General features: G+C 34.2%; 16 protein-coding genes. 13 read left to right on the top strand and 3 right to left on the bottom strand.

Going from position 1 to position 18,597, the window contains the following annotated elements:
• Positions 1 to 124: 124 nt before the first annotated feature.
• The 11 genes from ACPUEY_RS03555 to ACPUEY_RS03605 all read left to right on the top strand — a co-directional run bounded on the left by ACPUEY_RS03555 (position 125) and on the right by ACPUEY_RS03605 (position 10,892).
• Positions 125 to 715, top strand: a complete 591-nt coding sequence (locus ACPUEY_RS03555) for a LemA family protein (RefSeq protein ID WP_395519759.1) — start codon at positions 125 to 127, stop codon at positions 713 to 715.
• 30 nt (positions 716 to 745) lie between these two features.
• Positions 746 to 1,798, top strand: coding sequence for a TPM domain-containing protein (locus tag ACPUEY_RS03560; protein WP_425121160.1), 1,053 nt, complete (start codon positions 746 to 748; stop codon positions 1,796 to 1,798).
• The gene (locus ACPUEY_RS03565; protein WP_425121161.1) at positions 1,792 to 2,352 is read left to right on the top strand and encodes a TPM domain-containing protein; all 561 of its coding nucleotides are present in this window, start codon (positions 1,792 to 1,794) and stop codon (positions 2,350 to 2,352) included. Before ACPUEY_RS03560 ends, ACPUEY_RS03565 begins: the two co-directional genes overlap by 7 nt.
• A 216-nt stretch (positions 2,353 to 2,568) precedes the next feature.
• Positions 2,569 to 2,967: a pilin gene (locus tag ACPUEY_RS03570; RefSeq protein WP_425121213.1), complete on the top strand. Its 399-nt coding sequence runs from the start codon at positions 2,569 to 2,571 to the stop codon at positions 2,965 to 2,967.
• A gap of 78 nt (positions 2,968 to 3,045) precedes the next feature.
• The gene (locus ACPUEY_RS03575) at positions 3,046 to 5,010 is read left to right on the top strand and encodes a hypothetical protein (RefSeq protein WP_425121162.1); all 1,965 of its coding nucleotides are present in this window, start codon (positions 3,046 to 3,048) and stop codon (positions 5,008 to 5,010) included.
• Positions 5,000 to 5,848 (top strand): glycosyltransferase family 2 protein, encoded by an 849-nt coding sequence (locus tag ACPUEY_RS03580; RefSeq protein WP_425121163.1) that lies wholly within the window; start codon positions 5,000 to 5,002, stop codon positions 5,846 to 5,848. The genes ACPUEY_RS03575 and ACPUEY_RS03580 overlap by 11 nt, the downstream gene beginning before the upstream one ends.
• A 2-nt stretch (positions 5,849 to 5,850) precedes the next feature.
• The gene (locus tag ACPUEY_RS03585) at positions 5,851 to 6,570 is read left to right on the top strand and encodes a class I SAM-dependent methyltransferase (protein ID WP_425121164.1); all 720 of its coding nucleotides are present in this window, start codon (positions 5,851 to 5,853) and stop codon (positions 6,568 to 6,570) included.
• Between the two features lie 9 nt (positions 6,571 to 6,579).
• On the top strand, positions 6,580 to 8,289 hold the full coding sequence (locus ACPUEY_RS03590; RefSeq protein WP_425121165.1) for an ABC transporter ATP-binding protein: 1,710 nt from the start codon (positions 6,580 to 6,582) through the stop codon (positions 8,287 to 8,289).
• 80 nt (positions 8,290 to 8,369) lie between these two features.
• Positions 8,370 to 9,020: an FkbM family methyltransferase gene (locus tag ACPUEY_RS03595; RefSeq protein ID WP_425121166.1), complete on the top strand. Its 651-nt coding sequence runs from the start codon at positions 8,370 to 8,372 to the stop codon at positions 9,018 to 9,020.
• Positions 9,021 to 9,055: 35 nt separating this feature from the next.
• Positions 9,056 to 9,781, top strand: coding sequence for a class I SAM-dependent methyltransferase (locus tag ACPUEY_RS03600; protein ID WP_425121167.1), 726 nt, complete (start codon positions 9,056 to 9,058; stop codon positions 9,779 to 9,781).
• A gap of 25 nt (positions 9,782 to 9,806) precedes the next feature.
• Positions 9,807 to 10,892: a glycosyltransferase family 4 protein gene (locus ACPUEY_RS03605; protein WP_425121168.1), complete on the top strand. Its 1,086-nt coding sequence runs from the start codon at positions 9,807 to 9,809 to the stop codon at positions 10,890 to 10,892.
• A 21-nt stretch (positions 10,893 to 10,913) separates the two neighbouring features.
• Here the strand turns inward: ACPUEY_RS03605 and ACPUEY_RS03610 are convergent, their stop codons facing one another.
• On the bottom strand, positions 10,914 to 11,930 hold the full coding sequence (locus ACPUEY_RS03610) for a glycosyltransferase family 4 protein (RefSeq protein WP_425121169.1): 1,017 nt from the start codon (positions 11,928 to 11,930) through the stop codon (positions 10,914 to 10,916).
• A 165-nt stretch (positions 11,931 to 12,095) separates the two neighbouring features.
• Between ACPUEY_RS03610 and ACPUEY_RS03615 the strand changes: the two genes are divergently transcribed.
• Entirely contained in the window at positions 12,096 to 13,520 is a 1,425-nt protein-coding gene (locus tag ACPUEY_RS03615) for a mannose-1-phosphate guanylyltransferase/mannose-6-phosphate isomerase (RefSeq protein ID WP_425121170.1), read from the top strand.
• Here ACPUEY_RS03615 and ACPUEY_RS03620 read toward each other — a convergent pair.
• Together ACPUEY_RS03620 and ACPUEY_RS03625 are read right to left on the bottom strand one after the other, a co-directional pair.
• Positions 13,517 to 14,662 carry a glycosyltransferase family 4 protein gene (locus ACPUEY_RS03620; RefSeq protein ID WP_425121171.1) on the bottom strand — a complete coding sequence of 382 codons (1,146 nt, stop codon included), beginning with the start codon at positions 14,660 to 14,662 and terminating at the stop codon, positions 13,517 to 13,519. The genes ACPUEY_RS03615 and ACPUEY_RS03620 overlap by 4 nt on opposite strands.
• Before the next feature lie 2 nt (positions 14,663 to 14,664).
• The gene (locus ACPUEY_RS03625; protein WP_425121172.1) at positions 14,665 to 16,593 is read right to left on the bottom strand and encodes an acyltransferase family protein; all 1,929 of its coding nucleotides are present in this window, start codon (positions 16,591 to 16,593) and stop codon (positions 14,665 to 14,667) included.
• Between the two features lie 356 nt (positions 16,594 to 16,949).
• Here ACPUEY_RS03625 and ACPUEY_RS03630 point away from each other — a divergent pair, with 356 nt between their 5' ends.
• Positions 16,950 to 18,584, top strand: coding sequence for a Wzy polymerase domain-containing protein (locus tag ACPUEY_RS03630; RefSeq protein ID WP_425121173.1), 1,635 nt, complete (start codon positions 16,950 to 16,952; stop codon positions 18,582 to 18,584).
• Positions 18,585 to 18,597 lie beyond the last annotated feature (13 nt).

The raw sequence follows: 18,597 nt of genomic DNA on the forward strand, positions 1-18,597 counted from the left end.
TTTAATTTTATTCAAGAAAAATTGAAATTTATCTTGAATAAATAAATTAAACAAAACTATAGCCAAATATGTTTACAATAAAAATATTTAAACAAATACAAATAAATAATAGAGGAATAGCACAATGAATTTTATCAGAAAAACCGCAGCGACAGTGGTGCTGGCAAGCACGCTAAGCTTAACCGGCTGTGGCTATAATACTTTACAGGTGAAGGATGAGGCGGTAACGGCTTCCTGGGCTGAAGTGCAGAACCAGTATCAACGCCGTGCAGATTTGGTACCCAATCTGGTGAATGTGGTGAAAGGTTATGCCAAACATGAAGAACAGGTCTTAACAGAAGTCACTCAGGCACGTGCCAATGTTGCGGGACTAAAAGTGGATAAACAAGTGCTGGAAGATCCGGCTTTATTCCAGAAATATCAGGAAGCACAGGCACAGATGACCAGTGCATTGTCGCGTTTAATTGCGGTATCTGAAAATTATCCGGACTTGAAGGCGAATGAGCAGTTCCGTGATTTACAAGTACAGTTGGAAGGGACTGAAAACCGCATTGCAGTGGCACGTAACCGTTATATTGCCTCGGTTCAAGACTTTAATGCCTATTCACGCCAGTTCCCGCAAGTCATGACGGCTAAAGTGATTGGCATGAATCCAAAACCGAATTTCAGTGCTGAACAGGGTGCACAAACAGCGCCGAAGGTAACATTTGATTAATCGGGTGGCTATATAGAAAAGGATGCGCTTATGTCTGCTCCAGAAGAGAAAAGCTCTCTTGCGATTGTTTTGCAACTGCTGGTTTTGTGGTGTGCAATATTGTCCAGTTCATTCGCTTTAAGTGCAGAGACAGCAGCTACGGATAATGAAGATGCCGTCATTGCAGGGAAGATCATTCAGGAGCAACAACAAACCCAGCAACAGCCGTCAGCACAGCCAGAAGTAAAACAACCGCAAATTGCCAATGATATGGCAGAAGGCGAGTCTATTCGTGGACTGCCGACTTTAAATGAGCCGGTTGTGGATCAGGCCAATTTACTTAGTGCGGGTGAAAAGCAGGAGATCAGCCAACGGATTCTCAAGCTGCATGAACAGGGTAAGGCGCAAATTGGTGTGGTGATTGTCCCGACCACCGGTCAGGAAGATATTTTTGATTTTGCCATGCGGGTGGCTGAAAAATGGCAACTTGGCTCTGCAAAACAGGATAATGGTCTGCTCATGGCGATTGCGGTGAATGATCGGCGTATCCAGATTTTAACCGGCTATGGTCTGGAAGGCGTGCTGCCTGATATTGTGGTAAGCCGAATCATTCGAAATCAAATCACCCCTTATTTTAAACAGGCCCAATATGCCCAAGGCATTGACGCTGGACTTGCAGAGATTGAACGGATCTTAAATATGGACCCTGAGGTTGCAGCCAATGCAGCCCAGGAGTTGAAAGAACGGCAAGAAAAAGCCTTGCATGAACAGCAAGCAAAACAGAAAACCTTGAGTACCGCCTTGTTTATTTTAATTGCGGGGATTATTGGTTCATTTATTGTGGGTAAGCCTCTCAGTGCTTCTACAGCAGCTGTTGCAGGTACGGTGGCTGGACTGGTCAATGGGGCTGGCTTAATTACCAGTGTATTGATTGGAGTAGGCATCTTCTTTTTACTCATCACTGCAATTGCACAAACCATTTTTCAGCTTGTACTTTCATCTGCCGGTCGTGGAGGGGGCAGAGGAGGAGGCGGTTTCGGTGGCGGTGGATTTAGTGGCGGTGGTGGCGGCTTTGGTGGAGGAGGAGCATCAGGATCATGGTAACAACAACAGATACGACAGAGATTGTCACCCAACCTAAAACAGAAGAAGTGAATCAACCCAGTTTTAAGCGCTGGTTAAAGCATTTTTTATATATGCCTGCAACCAAACGCTATTTTTCCAAACAGGATCAGGCAGCGATCGCTCAGGCGGTCGCCGAGGCTGAGCATGATCATGTGGGCGAAATCCAGGTCGTGATAGAAGGTCATCTTCCTGTAAATCAGGCTTATTTTCAAAATACCCGCATGCGTGCTCGCCAGCTGTTTGCTGAACTTGGGGTGTGGGATACTGAATATAATAGTGGTGTACTGCTTTACATCAATTTATGTGAAAGAAAAGTTGAAATTGTGATTGATCGGGGGTTAAAAACCGCCACTCAGCAAATAATCTGGGATGAAATCTGTAAAAATATGGTTGCTCAGTTGGCTCAGGAACAGTTTAAGTTGGCTGTCATCACAGGGGTGATGAATATCGGTGAAGTGCTTAACCGGTTTTATACACACTCTATGAAAGAGCAGAATAATGAATTGGGGAATGAGCCGATTATTTTGCGTTAGAAAATAGGTGGATTAGTGACATAAAATGTCACTTTTTTACTAAAAAAAACATTAAAACTACGTTGTAACAATTTTATTTTTTTAAAGTGCTGTTTTTTCTGTCAATTTTATTATAATCAGTCTTGGCACATTTAGTGCTATATATAAAATAAGCTGCTTTAGCTTTACAAAGCTTATAAATAAACAAAAACATTTGTGGAGAATGTTATGAAATCTATGCAAAAGGGTTTTACTCTTATTGAATTAATGATCGTTGTAGCGATTATCGGTATTTTGGCTGCTTTCGCGATTCCTGCTTATCAAGACTACATTGCTCGTTCGCAAGCAACAGAAGGTGTTGCTATGGCAAGCGGTAAGAAAACTGATGTAACAGATAACTTGCAAAATGGTAACTGTGGCGGCGGTACATTTAGTGGTAAATATGTTCAGTCTATGGTAATTAGTACTGGTAATGCACCATGTACATTCAGCATTACTTATAGAACTACAGGTACATCGAATTTAATTGCCGGGAAAAAACTACAATTAAGCATGGGAACTAATGGCTCACTTGTTCGAGTAGTTGGTTCTGATACTACTATTAATGATAAATATGTTCCTAAGGCAAACCAATAATTCTATTATTGAAGAATAACTATTATATAAAAGAGGCTTAAGTAGCCTCTTTTATTTCTTTTATATAGGGAAATTCAATTGGAATATCGTCGTTTTTTACCTTTTAGCATATTAATACTTATTACTCTTCTTACATTTAAAATCTATTCACCTGGTTTAAAAGGTGGTTTTTTATTTGATGATTATTATAACTTAGCTGAAATGAGTCATTATGGCGATCCGCATGATTGGAATGCTGCAAAAAAATTTGTCACTAATGGAGGTTCAGGTCCAACTGGAAGACCGATTGCTTTAGCGAGTTTTTTAGTACATGCAGACAGTTGGACAGAAGAAGCAGGTTGGTTAGGAAATGCTGAGCCATTTAAACGGGTAAATCTCTATATTCATTTACTTTGTGGGCTATTTTTATTTATAGTTATACGTCTATTATTAAAAAGTTATGGTTATGCTCAACAAAAAATAGAATGGATTGCAGTACTAGCAACGAGTTTTTGGTTAATACATCCTTTATTTGTATCCACAACCTTATATGTCATTCAACGAATGGCACAATTGCCTTTGTTATTTAGCCTGATTGCAATGATTGGCTATTTAAAAGGACGAGCATTAATTGAGTATAAGCCACTGATGGCTTATGGGTTGATGACTGTATCTGTTGGTTTGGGTACTTTACTAGCAACTTTTAGTAAAGAAAATGGAGCTTTACTGCCTTTACTTATATTAGTGATTGAGTTTTGTAATCCACAACGAATGGGAAAACCGATTTGGCAATGGCGGGCTGTATGCTTGTGGTTACCATCAGTTGCAATTGCTGTATTACTCATTCGCTATATCGATTTCTCAAAGGATCTTTGGCCAAATCGCTCATTTAATCAAGTTGAAAGATTATGGAGTGAAGGTCGTATAGTCACGGATTATCTACGTTGGTTATGGATGCCGCGCATAGAAGGTTCTGGTTTGTTACAAGACGGTTTTATTGTTTCTCGTGGTTGGTTTTCACCCGTTTCTACATTATTCAGTGCAGTATTTTTACTGGGTTTATTCATTGCCAGCTTTATTGTACGAAGCCGTTATCCATTAATTGCTTTGGCTATTTTATTCTTTTTTGCTGCACATTTGATGGAGTCTACAGTTCTAGGATTAGAGTTGTACTTTGAGCACAGAAATTATATTGCGGCAATTTTCATGTTTTTACCATTAGCTGCGGGATTGTGTGCATTAACTGAAAAAATACAGCTTAAAGTTGTCGTTCTTATTAGTGTATTAATCATAACATTATTGGCTTGGATGACATGGCAAAGGTCTGTTTTATGGTCAGATAATGATAAATTAGAGTTTTTTTGGGCACAAAATAATCCGAATTCGGAACGAGGCCAAGTCTTTATGGCTCAATATTTATCAGATCGGGGACAATATGGTGAAGCCCATCATTTATTAGTACAAGCATTAAAAAAACATCCACAAAGTGGATTAATTGCTTTTCAAATGTTGCAACAAAAAATTAAAGCAGGAACAGCGAGTACAGAAGATTTTTCAGAACTACAAATGCATATTGCCACACATCGTTCAGATCCCCAGGCTTTGATACGTGCACGTGATATTACAGTGATAATCATTGGTAATGAGAAAAACACAGCTATGTATGCTAAACCAATGCTAAATGTATTGGATGCATTAATAAAACCTAATTCCCCCTATAAGAATGTTCCAAATCTTGAAGCAATGATATTAGTGCTGAAGGGCTTATTATCTGTTGCTTTAGCAGAGCCAGAATTAGGCTACAAATATTATGATCAGGCTATACGATTAGATCCAGATATGAATAAATCAATGGCTATGGTCGCAGATTTGGGGAATCATGGTCATAGGCAGTTAGCTTTAAAATTACTGGATGTTGCAGAAGCAGAATATCGTAAGCAGCCGGATTCAGGAATAAATAGATCAAGAGTATTCTTTGATGAAAAAATTGTGCAATTAAGAAAAAATTTAATATTAGATTTGAAAAAAGATCACGAAGCTATGGGGAATATTCGTGTTGATTAGTATTGTATTACCGGCAAAAAATGAAGAATTAGCAATAAGTGAAACTGTATCTAAAATTAGAACACTCTATCAAGATGCTGAAATCATTGTTGTTGATGACGGTTCAACAGATAGAACAGCTCTGCTTGCGAAAAATGCAGATGCATGTGTAGTTTCTCATCCATATTCTAAAGGGAATGGTGCAGCAATTAAAACTGGAGCAAGAGTTGCTACAGGTGAAGTTATTGTATTTATGGATGCGGATGGCCAACATAATCCAAACGACATAGTATTGTTATTAGAAAAAATAGAACAAGGATATGATCTTGTAGTGGGAGCGAGACAGAAAGGGTCACAAGCAAGCGTAGGGAGGGGTGTAGCGAATAAATTTTATAATCAGCTCGCTAGTTATATGACAGGGCATCCAGTTGAGGATTTAACATCAGGCTTTCGAGCAGTAAGAGTAGAAAAATTTCGTGAGTTTCTGTATTTATTACCCAATGGTTTTTCTTATCCAACAACTAGTACAATGGCCTTTTTTAGAGCAGGTTATTCAGTTGCTTATGTTCCAATTCATGCAGCTAAACGATTAGGCAATAGTCATATTCATCCAATTAAAGATAGTATTCGATTTTTTTTAATTATTTTTAAAATTGGAACTTTGTATTCACCATTAAAGTTGTTCCTTCCTATAGCGTTATTACTTTTTTTGATAGCTACAGGATGGTATATCTATACACTTCAAGAGTTTGCACGCTTTACGAACATGAGTGCATTATTATATACAGGCAGTATCATGGTGTTTTTGCTCGGATTAATTTCTGAACAAATTACAGCTTTAATGTATAAGGGTGAATAAGAATGATCATTAATGTTGGCAGAAAGCCACACGTGGTATTTGAAAACCGTTTGGCTAAAGCAAAAAAAATAGAGAGTATTATTAAACTTGAAAAGAAAATTAAATCTGAACATAAGCTATTAGAAGTTGGTACAGGTAGTGGAGAAATAGCTTTTTATTATGCTAAACATTATCAGCAAGAAGTTTTTGCTGTGGATATTTCGGATAATAGGCAATTTGTGAATGGTTATAGTTTTCAGCTAGTGTCCGATACAAAGTTGCCTTATGATGATAATTTTTTTGATATTGTAATTAGTAATCATGTAATTGAACATGTTGGAGAAAAACAACAGCAACAGCAACACTTAGATGAAATTAATCGTGTATTAAAACCAGATGGTATTTTGTATTTAGCCGTACCAAATAGATGGATGTTAGTGGAGCCACATTATCAGTTAATATTTTTAAGTTGGTTGCCTAAAAAATTTCGTTCTTACTATTTGAAAAAATTAAGAAATATAGATTTTTATGATTGTGAACCACTGCAGCAAAATGAAGTGGAATACCTGTTACGGGAAAGTAAATTTGAATACAGAAACTATTGTGTAGAAGCATTAGATATTTTTGTTCGAGAGGAAAAGGGTTATCGAGGGATTTATGGGATTTTTAGATGGATTCCTTCTTGGCTACTAAAAAAAATTGTTTGGTTAATACCTACTCAGATATATGTAGCTAAGCGATAGGTAAATTAAATGCTAGAAGCGTTGAAAAAACTATGGCAGATATTAACTCCATTTGAAAAAAAGAAAGCAGTATTAGTGCTTGTACTTGTTGTGATAATGGCAGTTATAGAAGCAGCGGGTATTTTATCAATTATGCCTTTTTTGGCTGTTTTGTCACGTCCGACTGTAATTGAAGATCATCAGATTTTAAATTATTTATATGAAACTTTTTTGTTTGATCATTATAATAATTTTATTATAGTTTTAGGTCTTTGTTCTATTTTTATTATCGTATTTTCATCAATATTTAAAATTATAACAAATCATGCATTAAATCGTTTTGCAAATTTGCAGAGACATTATTTTAGTGCAAGACTTTTAGAAATTTATCTTTATCAACCATATTTCTTTTTTTTACAAAGAAATACAGCTGAACTAAATAAAAATATACTGTCAGAAGTAGATCAGTTACTTGGTGACGTCATGCAGCCTCTAATGCAAATGATTGCTCAAGGAGTTGTTATAATGGGGATAACATTGGTTTTAATAATTTATGATCCATTGATTGCTATTTTTACATTAATTGCTATTGGCATATTTTACTTTTTAATCTATCAAGCTGTTCGATCTAAATTATACAAAATAGGGTATGAAAGACATTTTGCAAATGAGGAGCGTTTTAGGGCGTGCCAAGAGGTATTGAGTGGAATTAAGGACATTAAAATTACCAATTCTACTCAACAGTACATGACTCGATTTCAAATATCTTCCAGATCCTTATCTAGACATATTGCTGCTAGTGATACTTTAAGTCAAATCCCTTTATTTTTAGTAGAGGCTGTAGGCTACACCGGACTCATAGTTTTAGCAATTTTTCTAATTTTTAAAAGCAATGATATTGCTCATGTGTTACCAATATTAGGGTTATATGGATTTGCTGCGTATAGAATATTACCTGCGGCACAAATTATATATCGGGCAATAGCACGATTAAGATTTGCTGATGCAGTACTTAAAAATATTTATCAAGATTTTTCTTTAATTAAAGAAAATAAAATAAAGCCAAATGCTAATCAAAAAATTATACAGCTAAACCGTGAAATTAGATTAGAGCAAGTTAGTTTTGCATACCCATCAGCACCAGAAAAAGAAGTTCTTCATAATTTTAGCCTAACAATACCTGTTAATACGAGTGTTGGTATTGTGGGAAAGAGTGGTTCTGGCAAAAGTACGGTGATGGATATTTTGTTGGGATTATTACCTGTTAATTATGGAAAGTTAGTTATTGATGATATAGAAATTGCACCAAATAATGTTATAGGCTGGCAGAATTTAATAGGGTATGTACCACAACACATTTATTTAGTAGATGCGAGTATTGCTGAAAATATTGCTTTTGGTGTGCGTAAAGATCAAATAGATATGAGTGCAGTTTATCGAGCAGCTCAAGCAGCTCAAGCAAGCACGTTTATTCAAGCATTAGATCAGGGGTATGATACAAATATTGGTGAAAGGGGTATTTTGCTTTCTGGTGGGCAAAGGCAAAGAATTGGAATAGCAAGGGCCTTGTATAGGGACCCTCCAGTATTATTTATGGATGAGGCAACAAGTGCGCTGGATGTTGAAACTGAGCAGACAGTAAATGAAGCAATACAAAACTTAAGTAGTAAGAAGACCATGGTTATTATTGCTCATCGTGAAAGCTCTGTTGAACATTGTAATGTAATAGTAGAAATCTGAACTTTTAGTGGTTAAGTTGAGTAATTCCAATGATTAATTTTATAAGAAAATTTGTAAGAAAATTCCTGTTGATCTTTAATATGCGGTTGATAAAAATTTCATTAGCTGAAAAAATTTTATGGCAATTTAGCTTAAAGAATAAAAAAGTTAAATTCTTGCAGATAGGTGCTAATGACGGTGTTTCTTTTGATTGTTTATATGAATATGCCACAGCTCAAGAATGGACAGGAGTTGTTGTTGAACCATTAACCGATTTTTATAACAAGCTTTGTTATAATTACGAATATTATAAAAAAATCCAACCAGTTAATCTTGGAATACATCCATATTTAAAAAAATTTGATTTATACAGAGTAGATTCAAAGTATCATAATGAATATCCAGATTGGGTAAGAGGGACTGCATCTTTTAAAATAGAAAATTTATTAAATCAAGGGATTCATCTAGAAAAAATTATTTTAAATTCAGTTCCAAGTTTAACATTAATGGAGTTAATTAATATACATGATTTAATAGATATTGATTATCTGCAAATTGATGTAGAAGGTATGGATGGTGAGATTATTAAAATGATTGATTTTAATAAAATTAAACCAAAGTTAATCCGATTTGAATGGAAGCATATAGAAAGTATTGAAATGGATGAAATTAAAGAAATGCTTAAAAAGGAAAATTACAATTTTATATGGGATAAGGATGATTTTTTTTGCTTCTTAACTGATGTAATTTAGTTAAATTATTTGTAATTTTTAGTATAGTGGATGATATGGCTGAAAAGTGTCGGATTTGTAATCGCAATTTAAATTTTATATTTTATGGTAATATTTTTAATAATAATATTTTGTACTATGAGTGTCCACAGTGTTTATATGTTCAAACGCAGAAACCTTATTGGTTAGAGCAAGCATATTCGGAAGCTATTCATACTAAAGATACAGGAATTTTTGTTAGGAACTATTTATGTTGTAAAAAAACAACTAACTTATGTTGGCTGTTGGGGATCAAGAATAAAAAAATTTTAGATTATGCTGGTGGATATGGAATTTTTGTACGATTAATGCGAGATATTGGATTCCAAATATTTTGGGAAGATCGGTATTGCGATAATTTATTTGCAAAAAAATTTGTTGGAAAAGATGGTAAATATGAGCTCATCACAGCATTCGAGGTATTTGAACATTTTGATAAGCCTGTCGAGGAGTTAACTAAAATATTGAATAAAAGTGATCAAATCTTTTTTTCGACAAAATTAATTCCTGATCCCACTCCAAGTTTGGAGAATTGGGATTATTATGGATTAGAGCATGGTCAACATATCGGTTTTTTTAGAGGTAAAACATTAGAATATTTAGCATTGAAATTTAATAAGTACTTATATTCATATGGTGATTTTCACTTTTTTAGTTCTACTAAAATTTCAAAAATTAATTTTTTATTAATTATGAAGTTTTATAATTTCTTTTTCTTTTTCTTTGCCAAAAAAAATATGTGAATTTTAATAAAGACTTGGAGGATTTATGAAAATTGGTTTTGATGCACGTGCTTTAGTTGGTAAGCGGACAGGAATTGGGAATTATATTTGGCATTTATTAAATGAAATGGCTATATTGAACCCAGAGTTAGAATTCATAGCTTTTTGCCCAACTGGGTTTATCCCCTCTTTTCCTCAAGGTATTGAAAATTCAAAAGTATGCTCTAATAAGGCTTATCCTTTAATGTCAGGATATTTTTGGTTAAAGTGGAGATCTGCTTCATTAATTAAAAAAGATAATTTAGATGTTTTTTGGGCTCCGAGAACATTATATCCTTCTATATTGATTGATAACGTCCCTGTTGTTTCGACTGTACATGACCTTAATCATATTATTTGTCCAGAAACAATGCCTTTTATTAATATGCTTGCTCATAAGTTATATTTGAAACATGATGTGTTAAATGCAACAAAAGTTGTCACAAATTCAGCTGGAACAGCTCAGAGAGTTGAAAAACTATTGGGAAAACATGTGGATTCAGTTGTAGTTCCTGGTACAAGTCCAGATTTTTTTCCTAGAAATGTAGCAGAAATATTAACGATAAGAAAAAAATATACCTTATTAAATCCTTATATTCTATTTATTGGGACACTTGAGCCTCGTAAAAATCTTTCAATGTTATTAGATGCATTTAAAATAGTTTGTAACCATGGATATCCTAATTTATCTTTAGCTTTAGTTGGGCAAATAGGGTGGAAAAATAGTGGCTTAAAAGAAAAAATTGAACAATTCTCGGGTAATATCTTAGAGTTGGGCTATGTACCTAATGAAGATTTGGCAGCACTATATTCTGGAGCAGAAATATTTGTGCTGCCATCATTGTATGAAGGGTATGGTATGCCTGCTGCAGAGGCAAGAGCTTGTGGTACGCGAGTTGTTGCTTCAGATATTCCTGAGCTTAGAGAAGCAGGAGGAATAGAAAGCACATATATTAATCCATTGTCTGTAGATGATTTAGTGAAAGGATTGCTTCAGGCCTTGTCTTCCGAAAAACCTACTGCGCAACCAGGAATCTCTTGGCAAGCAGGTGCACAAGAAATGATGAAAATATTTAGTGAAATTGCTAAATAAAATATAAAAGATTAGATTTTTTTAATCATCAGCTTGAGAATGTAATATCTTGAGATATATATCAAGATATTGGTCAACCATTTTCGATAAATTAAACTCTTGTTCTGCTTTTAGACGCCCAGCATGTGACATCTTTTGATGTAATTCCCTATCATTTGCAATAGATCGAATAGCATTTGTGAAAGAAGAGATATCATCTTTCTTACACAAAAGTCCTGTAATACCATTATCAACTACTTCGGGTAGTGCAGAACTGTTAGAAGCTATGACGGGAAGGCCACAAGCCATTGCTTCAGCAACAACTAAACCAAAGCCTTCTAGTCGAGATGGAAATAATAATGCATCAGCATTATGATAAGCATCAGTAATATTGCCTACTCGTCCTAATGCATGCATATTGGACGGAAAATTATGGGATATTTGATTTTTTCGAGCAGTATAAAACAGTTCATAATCATCACCTAGTTGTTGCATAATTTCAGGTAAAATATCAAATCCTTTTCGTTTAGATGGGGTTCCAATAAATAATAATCGGAAAGGTTTATGTGGGTTATCTTTCTGAATTGGTTTTAAAGAATTTGTATCAACGCCATTGTGAATAACGTTGAAATTTTGGATCTCAAAAATTTGATTTGCACATTGAGCTGTATAATGGCTTACTGCAGTAATTTGAGATGATAAATTTAGTATTTTTCGTTCAGTCGGAGTGATCCAAAAAGAATGATATAAGTGTTGTAGTGTTGATTTATAGGAGCGAAATAACGGATCTTGGACGCAATGGTGGAGAGTCGAGATCACGGGCAAATGCTTAGGTATAAATTTTAAGGGTAACCAAGTATTTATATGTACAATATTTGCCCATTTAGGAGCTTTCGGGACTTTTACACACCAAGGTAAATATTCTGCATGATGCGGTAACCATGTGATTTCTGCCCTTATGCCTTTATTCTTTAAGCCTGTAACAAGTTGTTTTGTAAAAACATCGGATCCACTATTCGCTTGTATCGTGGGAAACCAAATAGCAGGTTGATATGGCATCTATAATGTCCAAAAGTGAAATGAACTGTATGTAGAGTAATAAAATAATTATTCAAGTTCATGGCTTGAATGTAAAGAATAAAGCAATAAAATAGTTGTATAGTATAAGTATTTTTATGTAAATAATATGTTGTTTTTTAATTATTCGTATTCTAGGAGAAAAATATGATTGTTCCAGTTATATTGGCAGGAGGGGCTGGGACTAGATTATGGCCATTTTCAAGACAAGCATATCCAAAACAATTTTTACGATTGCTTGATACTGAATTATCAATGTTGCAATTAACATTGGCTCGATTAGAAAATTTACCTATACGAACCTTGCCACCTATCATTATTTGTAATGAAGAACATCGTTTTATTGTGGCTGAACAATTAAGAAAACTTAATATTACACAAGCTTCGATTATTTTAGAGCCAGTTGGAAAAAATACGGCACCTGCGATTACTTTAGCTGCGTTACAAGCTCGTGCATTGTATCCTAGTGAGAATTCTGTTTTATGTGTATTGGCTGCGGATCATTTTATTAATCACATTGATGTATTTCATCATAGCCTTGTATCTGCTTATCAGATAGCTTTACAAAAACAACTAGTTGTTTTTGGGGTTAAACCGGATTCACCGCATACAGGATATGGGTATATTAAAACAGGTAATAAACTTAGCATACAAGATACTTATCAATTAGAAAAATTTGTTGAAAAACCAGATTTTGATACAGCTCAACAATATTTAGAGAGTCAACAGTACTTGTGGAACAGTGGAATGTTTGTTTTTCAAGTCGATAACTTTATTCAAGAATTAGAAAAATATAGCCCAGATATCTTAACTATTTGTGAGATGGCTTTTAATGAGAGAATGTCTGATCTAGATTTTATTCGGATAAATATAGATATATTTAAAACATGTCTGGAGGATTCAATTGATTATGCTGTAATGGAGAAAACTCAAATTGGTGTTGTTGTTGTTTTGGATGCTGGATGGAGTGATCTAGGCTGTTGGTCATCTTTGTGGGAAATTAATCCAAAGGATGAAAACAATAATGTCATACACGGCGATGTTATTGTGGAAGATGCTCAGAACAATTATATTCATGCAGATAGTAGACTTGTTACTGTATTGGGAGTGAAAGATCTTATTGTTATTGAAACAAAAGATGCAATATTAGTTACCACTCAGTCATCTACGCAAAATATAAAAAAATTAGTTGTTCGTATGTCTCAAGAGAAGCGTGCTGAATTATTAATGCATAGGGAAGTGATACGTCCTTGGGGGAGATATGACTGTATTGATACTGGTGAGCGATATCAAGTAAAACGTATTACTGTTAAACCTAAGTCAAAGTTATCATTACAATTACATCACCATAGAGCAGAACATTGGATAGTGGTGAAAGGGACGGCAAAAGTTACGAAGGGAGATGAACAGTATTTTATTTCGGAAAATGAATCTACTTTCATTCCCCTAGGTACAGTGCATAGTCTAGAGAATCCTGGTTCAATTGCATTGGAGTTAATTGAGATCCAATCGGGTTCTTATTTAGGAGAGGATGATATTATTAGATTTAAAGATGAATATGGTAGATCCTAATCATGTAATTGATTCATTACTTTATTGAATTTTTGTCCTACATTATCCCAAGAAAAATTTTGTGCAAATTCAGCGCATTCTTTTTCTTTAATAAGAGCTGGATTTTCTAATAATTGAATAATTTTCTTAGATAATTCCTCGTAATTATCTTGCTCAACTAGAAAACCAGACTTGCCATTTTGTACAGCATCAATAATACCTCCTGTGGCAAAAGCAATTGTAGGAGTTCCATGTGCAGCAGCTTCAATAGCTACCATACCAAAACCCTCAGGATCAGTTGGAATGTGTTTGACCGGAAAAATATGTAAATCTGCAAGGTAATACCATGAAGATAAAAGATTATTATCACTGATATTACCGACAAATAGAATATTTTCGGTAATGTGATGCTTTGCTGCAGTTGTAAGAATAAGTTCTTTGCTTTCTAAATTTTTATTGAGTGAATGATTGGGTGTATCTCCAATCACAACCAACAGGGTATTGGGAATATTTTTGACAATCTTTGGTAATGCTAAGTCTACAAATTCATTTAAACCTTTTCGTTGAGTTAAACGCCCTACTGAAATCAAGATTTTTTTGTCATGTAGATGATATTTTTCATTAAGTAATTTAATTAAAAAATAATTTTCAGTGAGAGGTGGATAAGTTACTCCCGGACAAATAATTGAAAGTTTTTGAGCTGAAATGCTTTTTTTTAAACATATATCTTGAGTTGGATTGCTGTTAGCAATAACATAGTCTGCAGCACGAATCATTGGTATCCATATAGTATTGTATAGCCCATGGTTAGTCGCAATATCTAAACCATGGACATAAACAATACTTTTTATTCGAAATACTTTAGACCAAAAGGTTGTAATAGGAGCAGTAAGTCCACTTCCTGCAAAAAGAATATCGGGACGTTTAATTAAACAAATCCAGAAAGTTTTTATAAAAGCTGATATTAAAAATATATATAATGGATTCAAAGGAATACTGTTGAAATAGCAATTTTTAGGTGCTTGATTTCGTGCATCACTATAACTTAATAGTTCCACTTTGTTAGTTTTACTTAATTCATCAGCAATATGCCAATTAAGGCGTTCCATGCCTCCGATAAGGGGAGGTAAATTGCGTGTAACGATTAATATTTTTTTTTTCAATTTTAATGACCTTCTAAAAAAGGATTAGAATGCTTTCGAAGATAGATATTACCTAAAATACTTGAACCATTGTAGGTTAAATGCTGTGAATCGCGATATAAAGATGTGTTTTGAAGAGTAGAGAAACATTTCTTTTCATCACAAATAATATCTGTAAAATCAATTACAATGAGTTTTGGAAAAGATTTTTGAAGTTCAACTAAAACAGTTTGCCATTCTTTAAAATCATGATCATGTTTTATTCGAGGAAAAGTGCAGTGATCAAAATCGTTGAAAAATCTAAGATGGCAGTTTACATCTACATCAACTAGAATCGGGTTATCATTGATAAGAAGAGGTCGAGCACCAGACTTTATGATAGATGATATAGCTTGTTTTAAGCCATAAATAAATGCTTTTTTTGATTGAAGTTTATCTAAAGGGACACGGTTTTTTTCAGAATAAATACTTCTATTCCAGTTGTGTGGAAAAAATCCACCCATAACAACATATTTAAAATGATTATTTTTAATATGATCTTGTATAAAAATATTGATATCTGAAAATTGATTTACTTTTTGAATTTCATTAGTTTTTGGATTTATAGAGTATCTATCGACATTAACTAGGTAAGCAGTAGAAGAAAAAGTGATTTCATATCCTTTTAGATTAGCTTGTTTTGCCAGAATGTCGACCATCCCCGATTGGGAGTTGGCATGACTATCCCCTACTAGAAGTATGTCTATAGTACGGTTTTCTTTTTTTCCAAAATAACAACTATCAATTGGGTGGTTACTATTGTCTATACATTTAATTGAGAAGGTGGAATTATCATTTTTTATGATTTTATTTTCATTATTAAAAAAAATTAGATGATATAAATAAGCTAGAAACACAGGTATTGCTGGTAACATAAAGAGGTAAATAATGGGTCTTTTATTCTGAGAAAATATTTTACTGATTTTTTTTTCAACAAACTCATGTGTTACTATGGAAAGCATTATTGTTAAACAAATAATAAGTATTTTTTGAGTTATATTTAATGAAAAAGAAAGGATAGTTAAATATGAAATTATTGGCCAATGCCACAGATACATAGGATAGGATATTTTTCCTATATATTCAATTGTTTGTGTTGTTTTTTGTGTAAGGCCTCCAGATAAAAGAATGTATACTGCAGCCAAGAAACAAGGAAGAGCTGCAATATAAGAAGGAAATAATGAATCCTTATTAATAATCATATTTATCATTATTATACATACGATTAACGTAATTCCTACTGAGCATGAAATATTTTTTCGAATTCTTATTGGTTTTATAAAATTGAGTAAAGCCCCAAAGATAAATTCAAAAAAACGAGCTGCTAATAAATAATAAGCTGCTACCGGATCTTTAATAACGTAGATATGTGAAATAAATATCGAAAGTATAATTGATAATGATAAAATTAAAAAAATAACATGATTTTTTAATCTTAGTAACAAGATTAAAAATATTGGCCATATCAAGTAAAACTGTTCCTCTAAACTTAAAGACCATAAATGAAGTAAAGGAGTCGTTTCAGAATTAATTGTAAAATAATTATTAAGTAAAGAAGAGTAATAAATATTTGAAGTTAAGAATATTGAGGCAATAGCTGTTTTGAGAAAATCACTCCACTCTTCAGGAGTAAGAATAAAAAAGAAAGCTATCATTGAAGTCAAAATAACGAGAAAAAATGATGGTGCTAAACGTATAATACGTCTATTGTAGAAATTTTTAAATGAGAAATGAGATGTGCTTAATTTTTCTTTTTTTATATTTTTTGTGATTAAGTACCCGGAAATAACTAAAAAAATATCAACCCCAATAAAACCTCCATTAAAATATGGAATTTTTAAATGATGAAAAATTACCAATAAAACGGCGAGAGCACGTAAAATATCTATATGTCGTTGATAATTGGAATTCATTAAAATTTTAAGAGTTAAGAGTTGTTTTGTATTGTAAACAAATGTAATTAATTTACAAGGTTTTATATGTATGATTTTATTGATTTTTTAATGTGGTCTTATGTTTCTATATAAAATTTTTTAAAAAAAAATCATGTCTTTGTGGAAAAATTAAAAATAATTTTTAGTGTAATAAATTATGCCGACAATCGGCTACACGTTAGGATGAGCATTTCTTTAAATGTCAGATAATTTTATTTGCTTACAGCATTTAAGCCTACTTAACTATAAAAATTTATTTATGATGCGAGAATTTTATGCGACATTTATTCGGAATTTTTTTATCATAATATCAATATATTCTAATTCATCTAATCATGAAATTCCTCCTCCTTCTCTTAGCCAGTGTCTTTATCTCACTGGCTTGGCTTTTGCCTATCCATTACCGCCCTTGGGTTACCTATACAGGTGAACTATTTGCTTTTTTATCCCTCTTTACGCTTGCTGCCATTTATTTAAAAGACAAAATTAAATTGCCAGTCATCAGTTTGCCGCTATTGTTTCTTGCTGCTATTCCATTGGTTCAATACGGGGCAGGTGAACTCTTTTTCTTTGATAAGGCCTTGATCTGTACCTTGTTTGTGCTTGGCTTTTGGCTGAGCATGGTGGTTGGCTATAATTTATCGAGCGAGAAAGCAGACCGGGCAAACATTTTTACCGGACTCAGTTATGTGTTTCTCATGGCCGGAACAGCGACGGGTGTGATTGCGATTTGCCAATGGTTAACGCTCGATGCCTATATCCCGGGGATGGTGAATATGCAACGTGCTGTTCGTCCTTATGCCAATTTTGCCCAGCCAAACAATATGGCTACTTTTTTGCTCATGTCACTTTTGGCTTGTTTATATTTATATGAAACCAAAAAAGTCCAGACCAAATGGCTGGTTCCAGCGGCATTCATTATGTTGGTGAGCGTGGCATTAAGCCAATCCAGAACCTCATGGGTGGCTTGTGTCTTTATTCTGGTTTATTTGGCTTATCAGCAATTTAAAGGTTATATCCATATTAAATGGTATTCCTTAGCTGCATGGTTAGCCGTATTTATAGGATTAGTTTTGGTATTGCCTGTGATTGGGAGCTATTTAACCCAATTATTGGATATACAGATTAAAGCTGTCGATGTGGCAAGACGCGCTACAGGGGATATGTCGCGTTTAGCGATTTGGCAGCAAATGCTGCATGCCATTGCTGACCGTCCATGGTTTGGTTATGGCTGGAACCAGACCAGTGTCGCATATACCCTGGTCAGTGATCATTTCCAGGGACCGGTGTGGATTCGTAGCGCACATAATTTTATTCTTGATTTTATTTTGTGGAATGGCGTAATTATAGGCTTGCCGTTTCTGGCTTATTTTGGCTATTGGGGGTATCAGCTAAATAAGCGTGTCAATTCTGTTGAATCCGTGATCGGAATTTTAATGGTGGGTGCAGTATTGATTCACGCCATGCTGGAATTCCCGCAGTACTATGCCTATTTCCTGCTCCCGGTCGGTTTTATTATTGGTCTGGTTCAGTCACAACAGGCAGATACCAAAATCCTGACCCTTTCACCCAATTATATGCGGGTTGTTTACGGTTTATTTTTCTTGCTGCTGATTCTGATCGTGCGGGATTATTCGGTGATGGTTCCTAAACTCAATCAAACGCTACGTTATGAAAAAGTACCGCAAAAAATTACCAATCAAGATCAGGTTTACTTGCTGGAAGAATTTAACCGGCGTATAGACTGGATTCGTATGAATCCCTATAGCAAGGTGAGTGCACAACAGCTTGAAGAAATTAGGGAGATGGTGCTCAATTATCCGACCTCCTATGATCTGCTCAAGTATGCCAAAATACTGGCTTTTAATGGCTATGAACAGGAAGCCAGACATCAGCTCTGGTTGTTGAAAAAATTACGTAAAGTCGATTGGGACTATGCGTCATTGGCCCAGCCTGCCGCCAAAAAGTAAAATTTTAAAAAGT

Origin of the sequence: Acinetobacter sp. G11 (assembly GCF_049808495.1) — a bacterium.
Lineage (GTDB): Bacteria > Pseudomonadota > Gammaproteobacteria > Pseudomonadales > Moraxellaceae > Acinetobacter > Acinetobacter kookii.

Bases quoted from the DNA above. Each gene is read 5' to 3' on its own strand.
- ACPUEY_RS03555 (WP_395519759.1), top strand. From the start codon at position 125: ATGAATTTTATCAGAAAAACCGCAGCGACAGTGGTGCTGGCAAGCACG.
- ACPUEY_RS03560 (WP_425121160.1), top strand. From the start codon at position 746: ATGTCTGCTCCAGAAGAGAAAAGCTCTCTTGCGATTGTTTTGCAACTG.
- ACPUEY_RS03565 (WP_425121161.1), top strand. From the start codon at position 1,792: ATGGTAACAACAACAGATACGACAGAGATTGTCACCCAACCTAAAACA.
- ACPUEY_RS03570 (WP_425121213.1), top strand. From the start codon at position 2,569: ATGCAAAAGGGTTTTACTCTTATTGAATTAATGATCGTTGTAGCGATT.
- ACPUEY_RS03585 (WP_425121164.1), top strand. From the start codon at position 5,851: ATGATCATTAATGTTGGCAGAAAGCCACACGTGGTATTTGAAAACCGT.
- ACPUEY_RS03590 (WP_425121165.1), top strand. From the start codon at position 6,580: ATGCTAGAAGCGTTGAAAAAACTATGGCAGATATTAACTCCATTTGAA.
- ACPUEY_RS03595 (WP_425121166.1), top strand. From the start codon at position 8,370: ATGCGGTTGATAAAAATTTCATTAGCTGAAAAAATTTTATGGCAATTT.
- ACPUEY_RS03600 (WP_425121167.1), top strand. From the start codon at position 9,056: ATGGCTGAAAAGTGTCGGATTTGTAATCGCAATTTAAATTTTATATTT.
- ACPUEY_RS03605 (WP_425121168.1), top strand. From the start codon at position 9,807: ATGAAAATTGGTTTTGATGCACGTGCTTTAGTTGGTAAGCGGACAGGA.
- ACPUEY_RS03610 (WP_425121169.1), bottom strand. From the start codon at position 11,930: ATGCCATATCAACCTGCTATTTGGTTTCCCACGATACAAGCGAATAGT.
- ACPUEY_RS03615 (WP_425121170.1), top strand. From the start codon at position 12,096: ATGATTGTTCCAGTTATATTGGCAGGAGGGGCTGGGACTAGATTATGG.
- ACPUEY_RS03625 (WP_425121172.1), bottom strand. From the start codon at position 16,593: ATGAATTCCAATTATCAACGACATATAGATATTTTACGTGCTCTCGCC.
- ACPUEY_RS03630 (WP_425121173.1), top strand. From the start codon at position 16,950: ATGAAATTCCTCCTCCTTCTCTTAGCCAGTGTCTTTATCTCACTGGCT.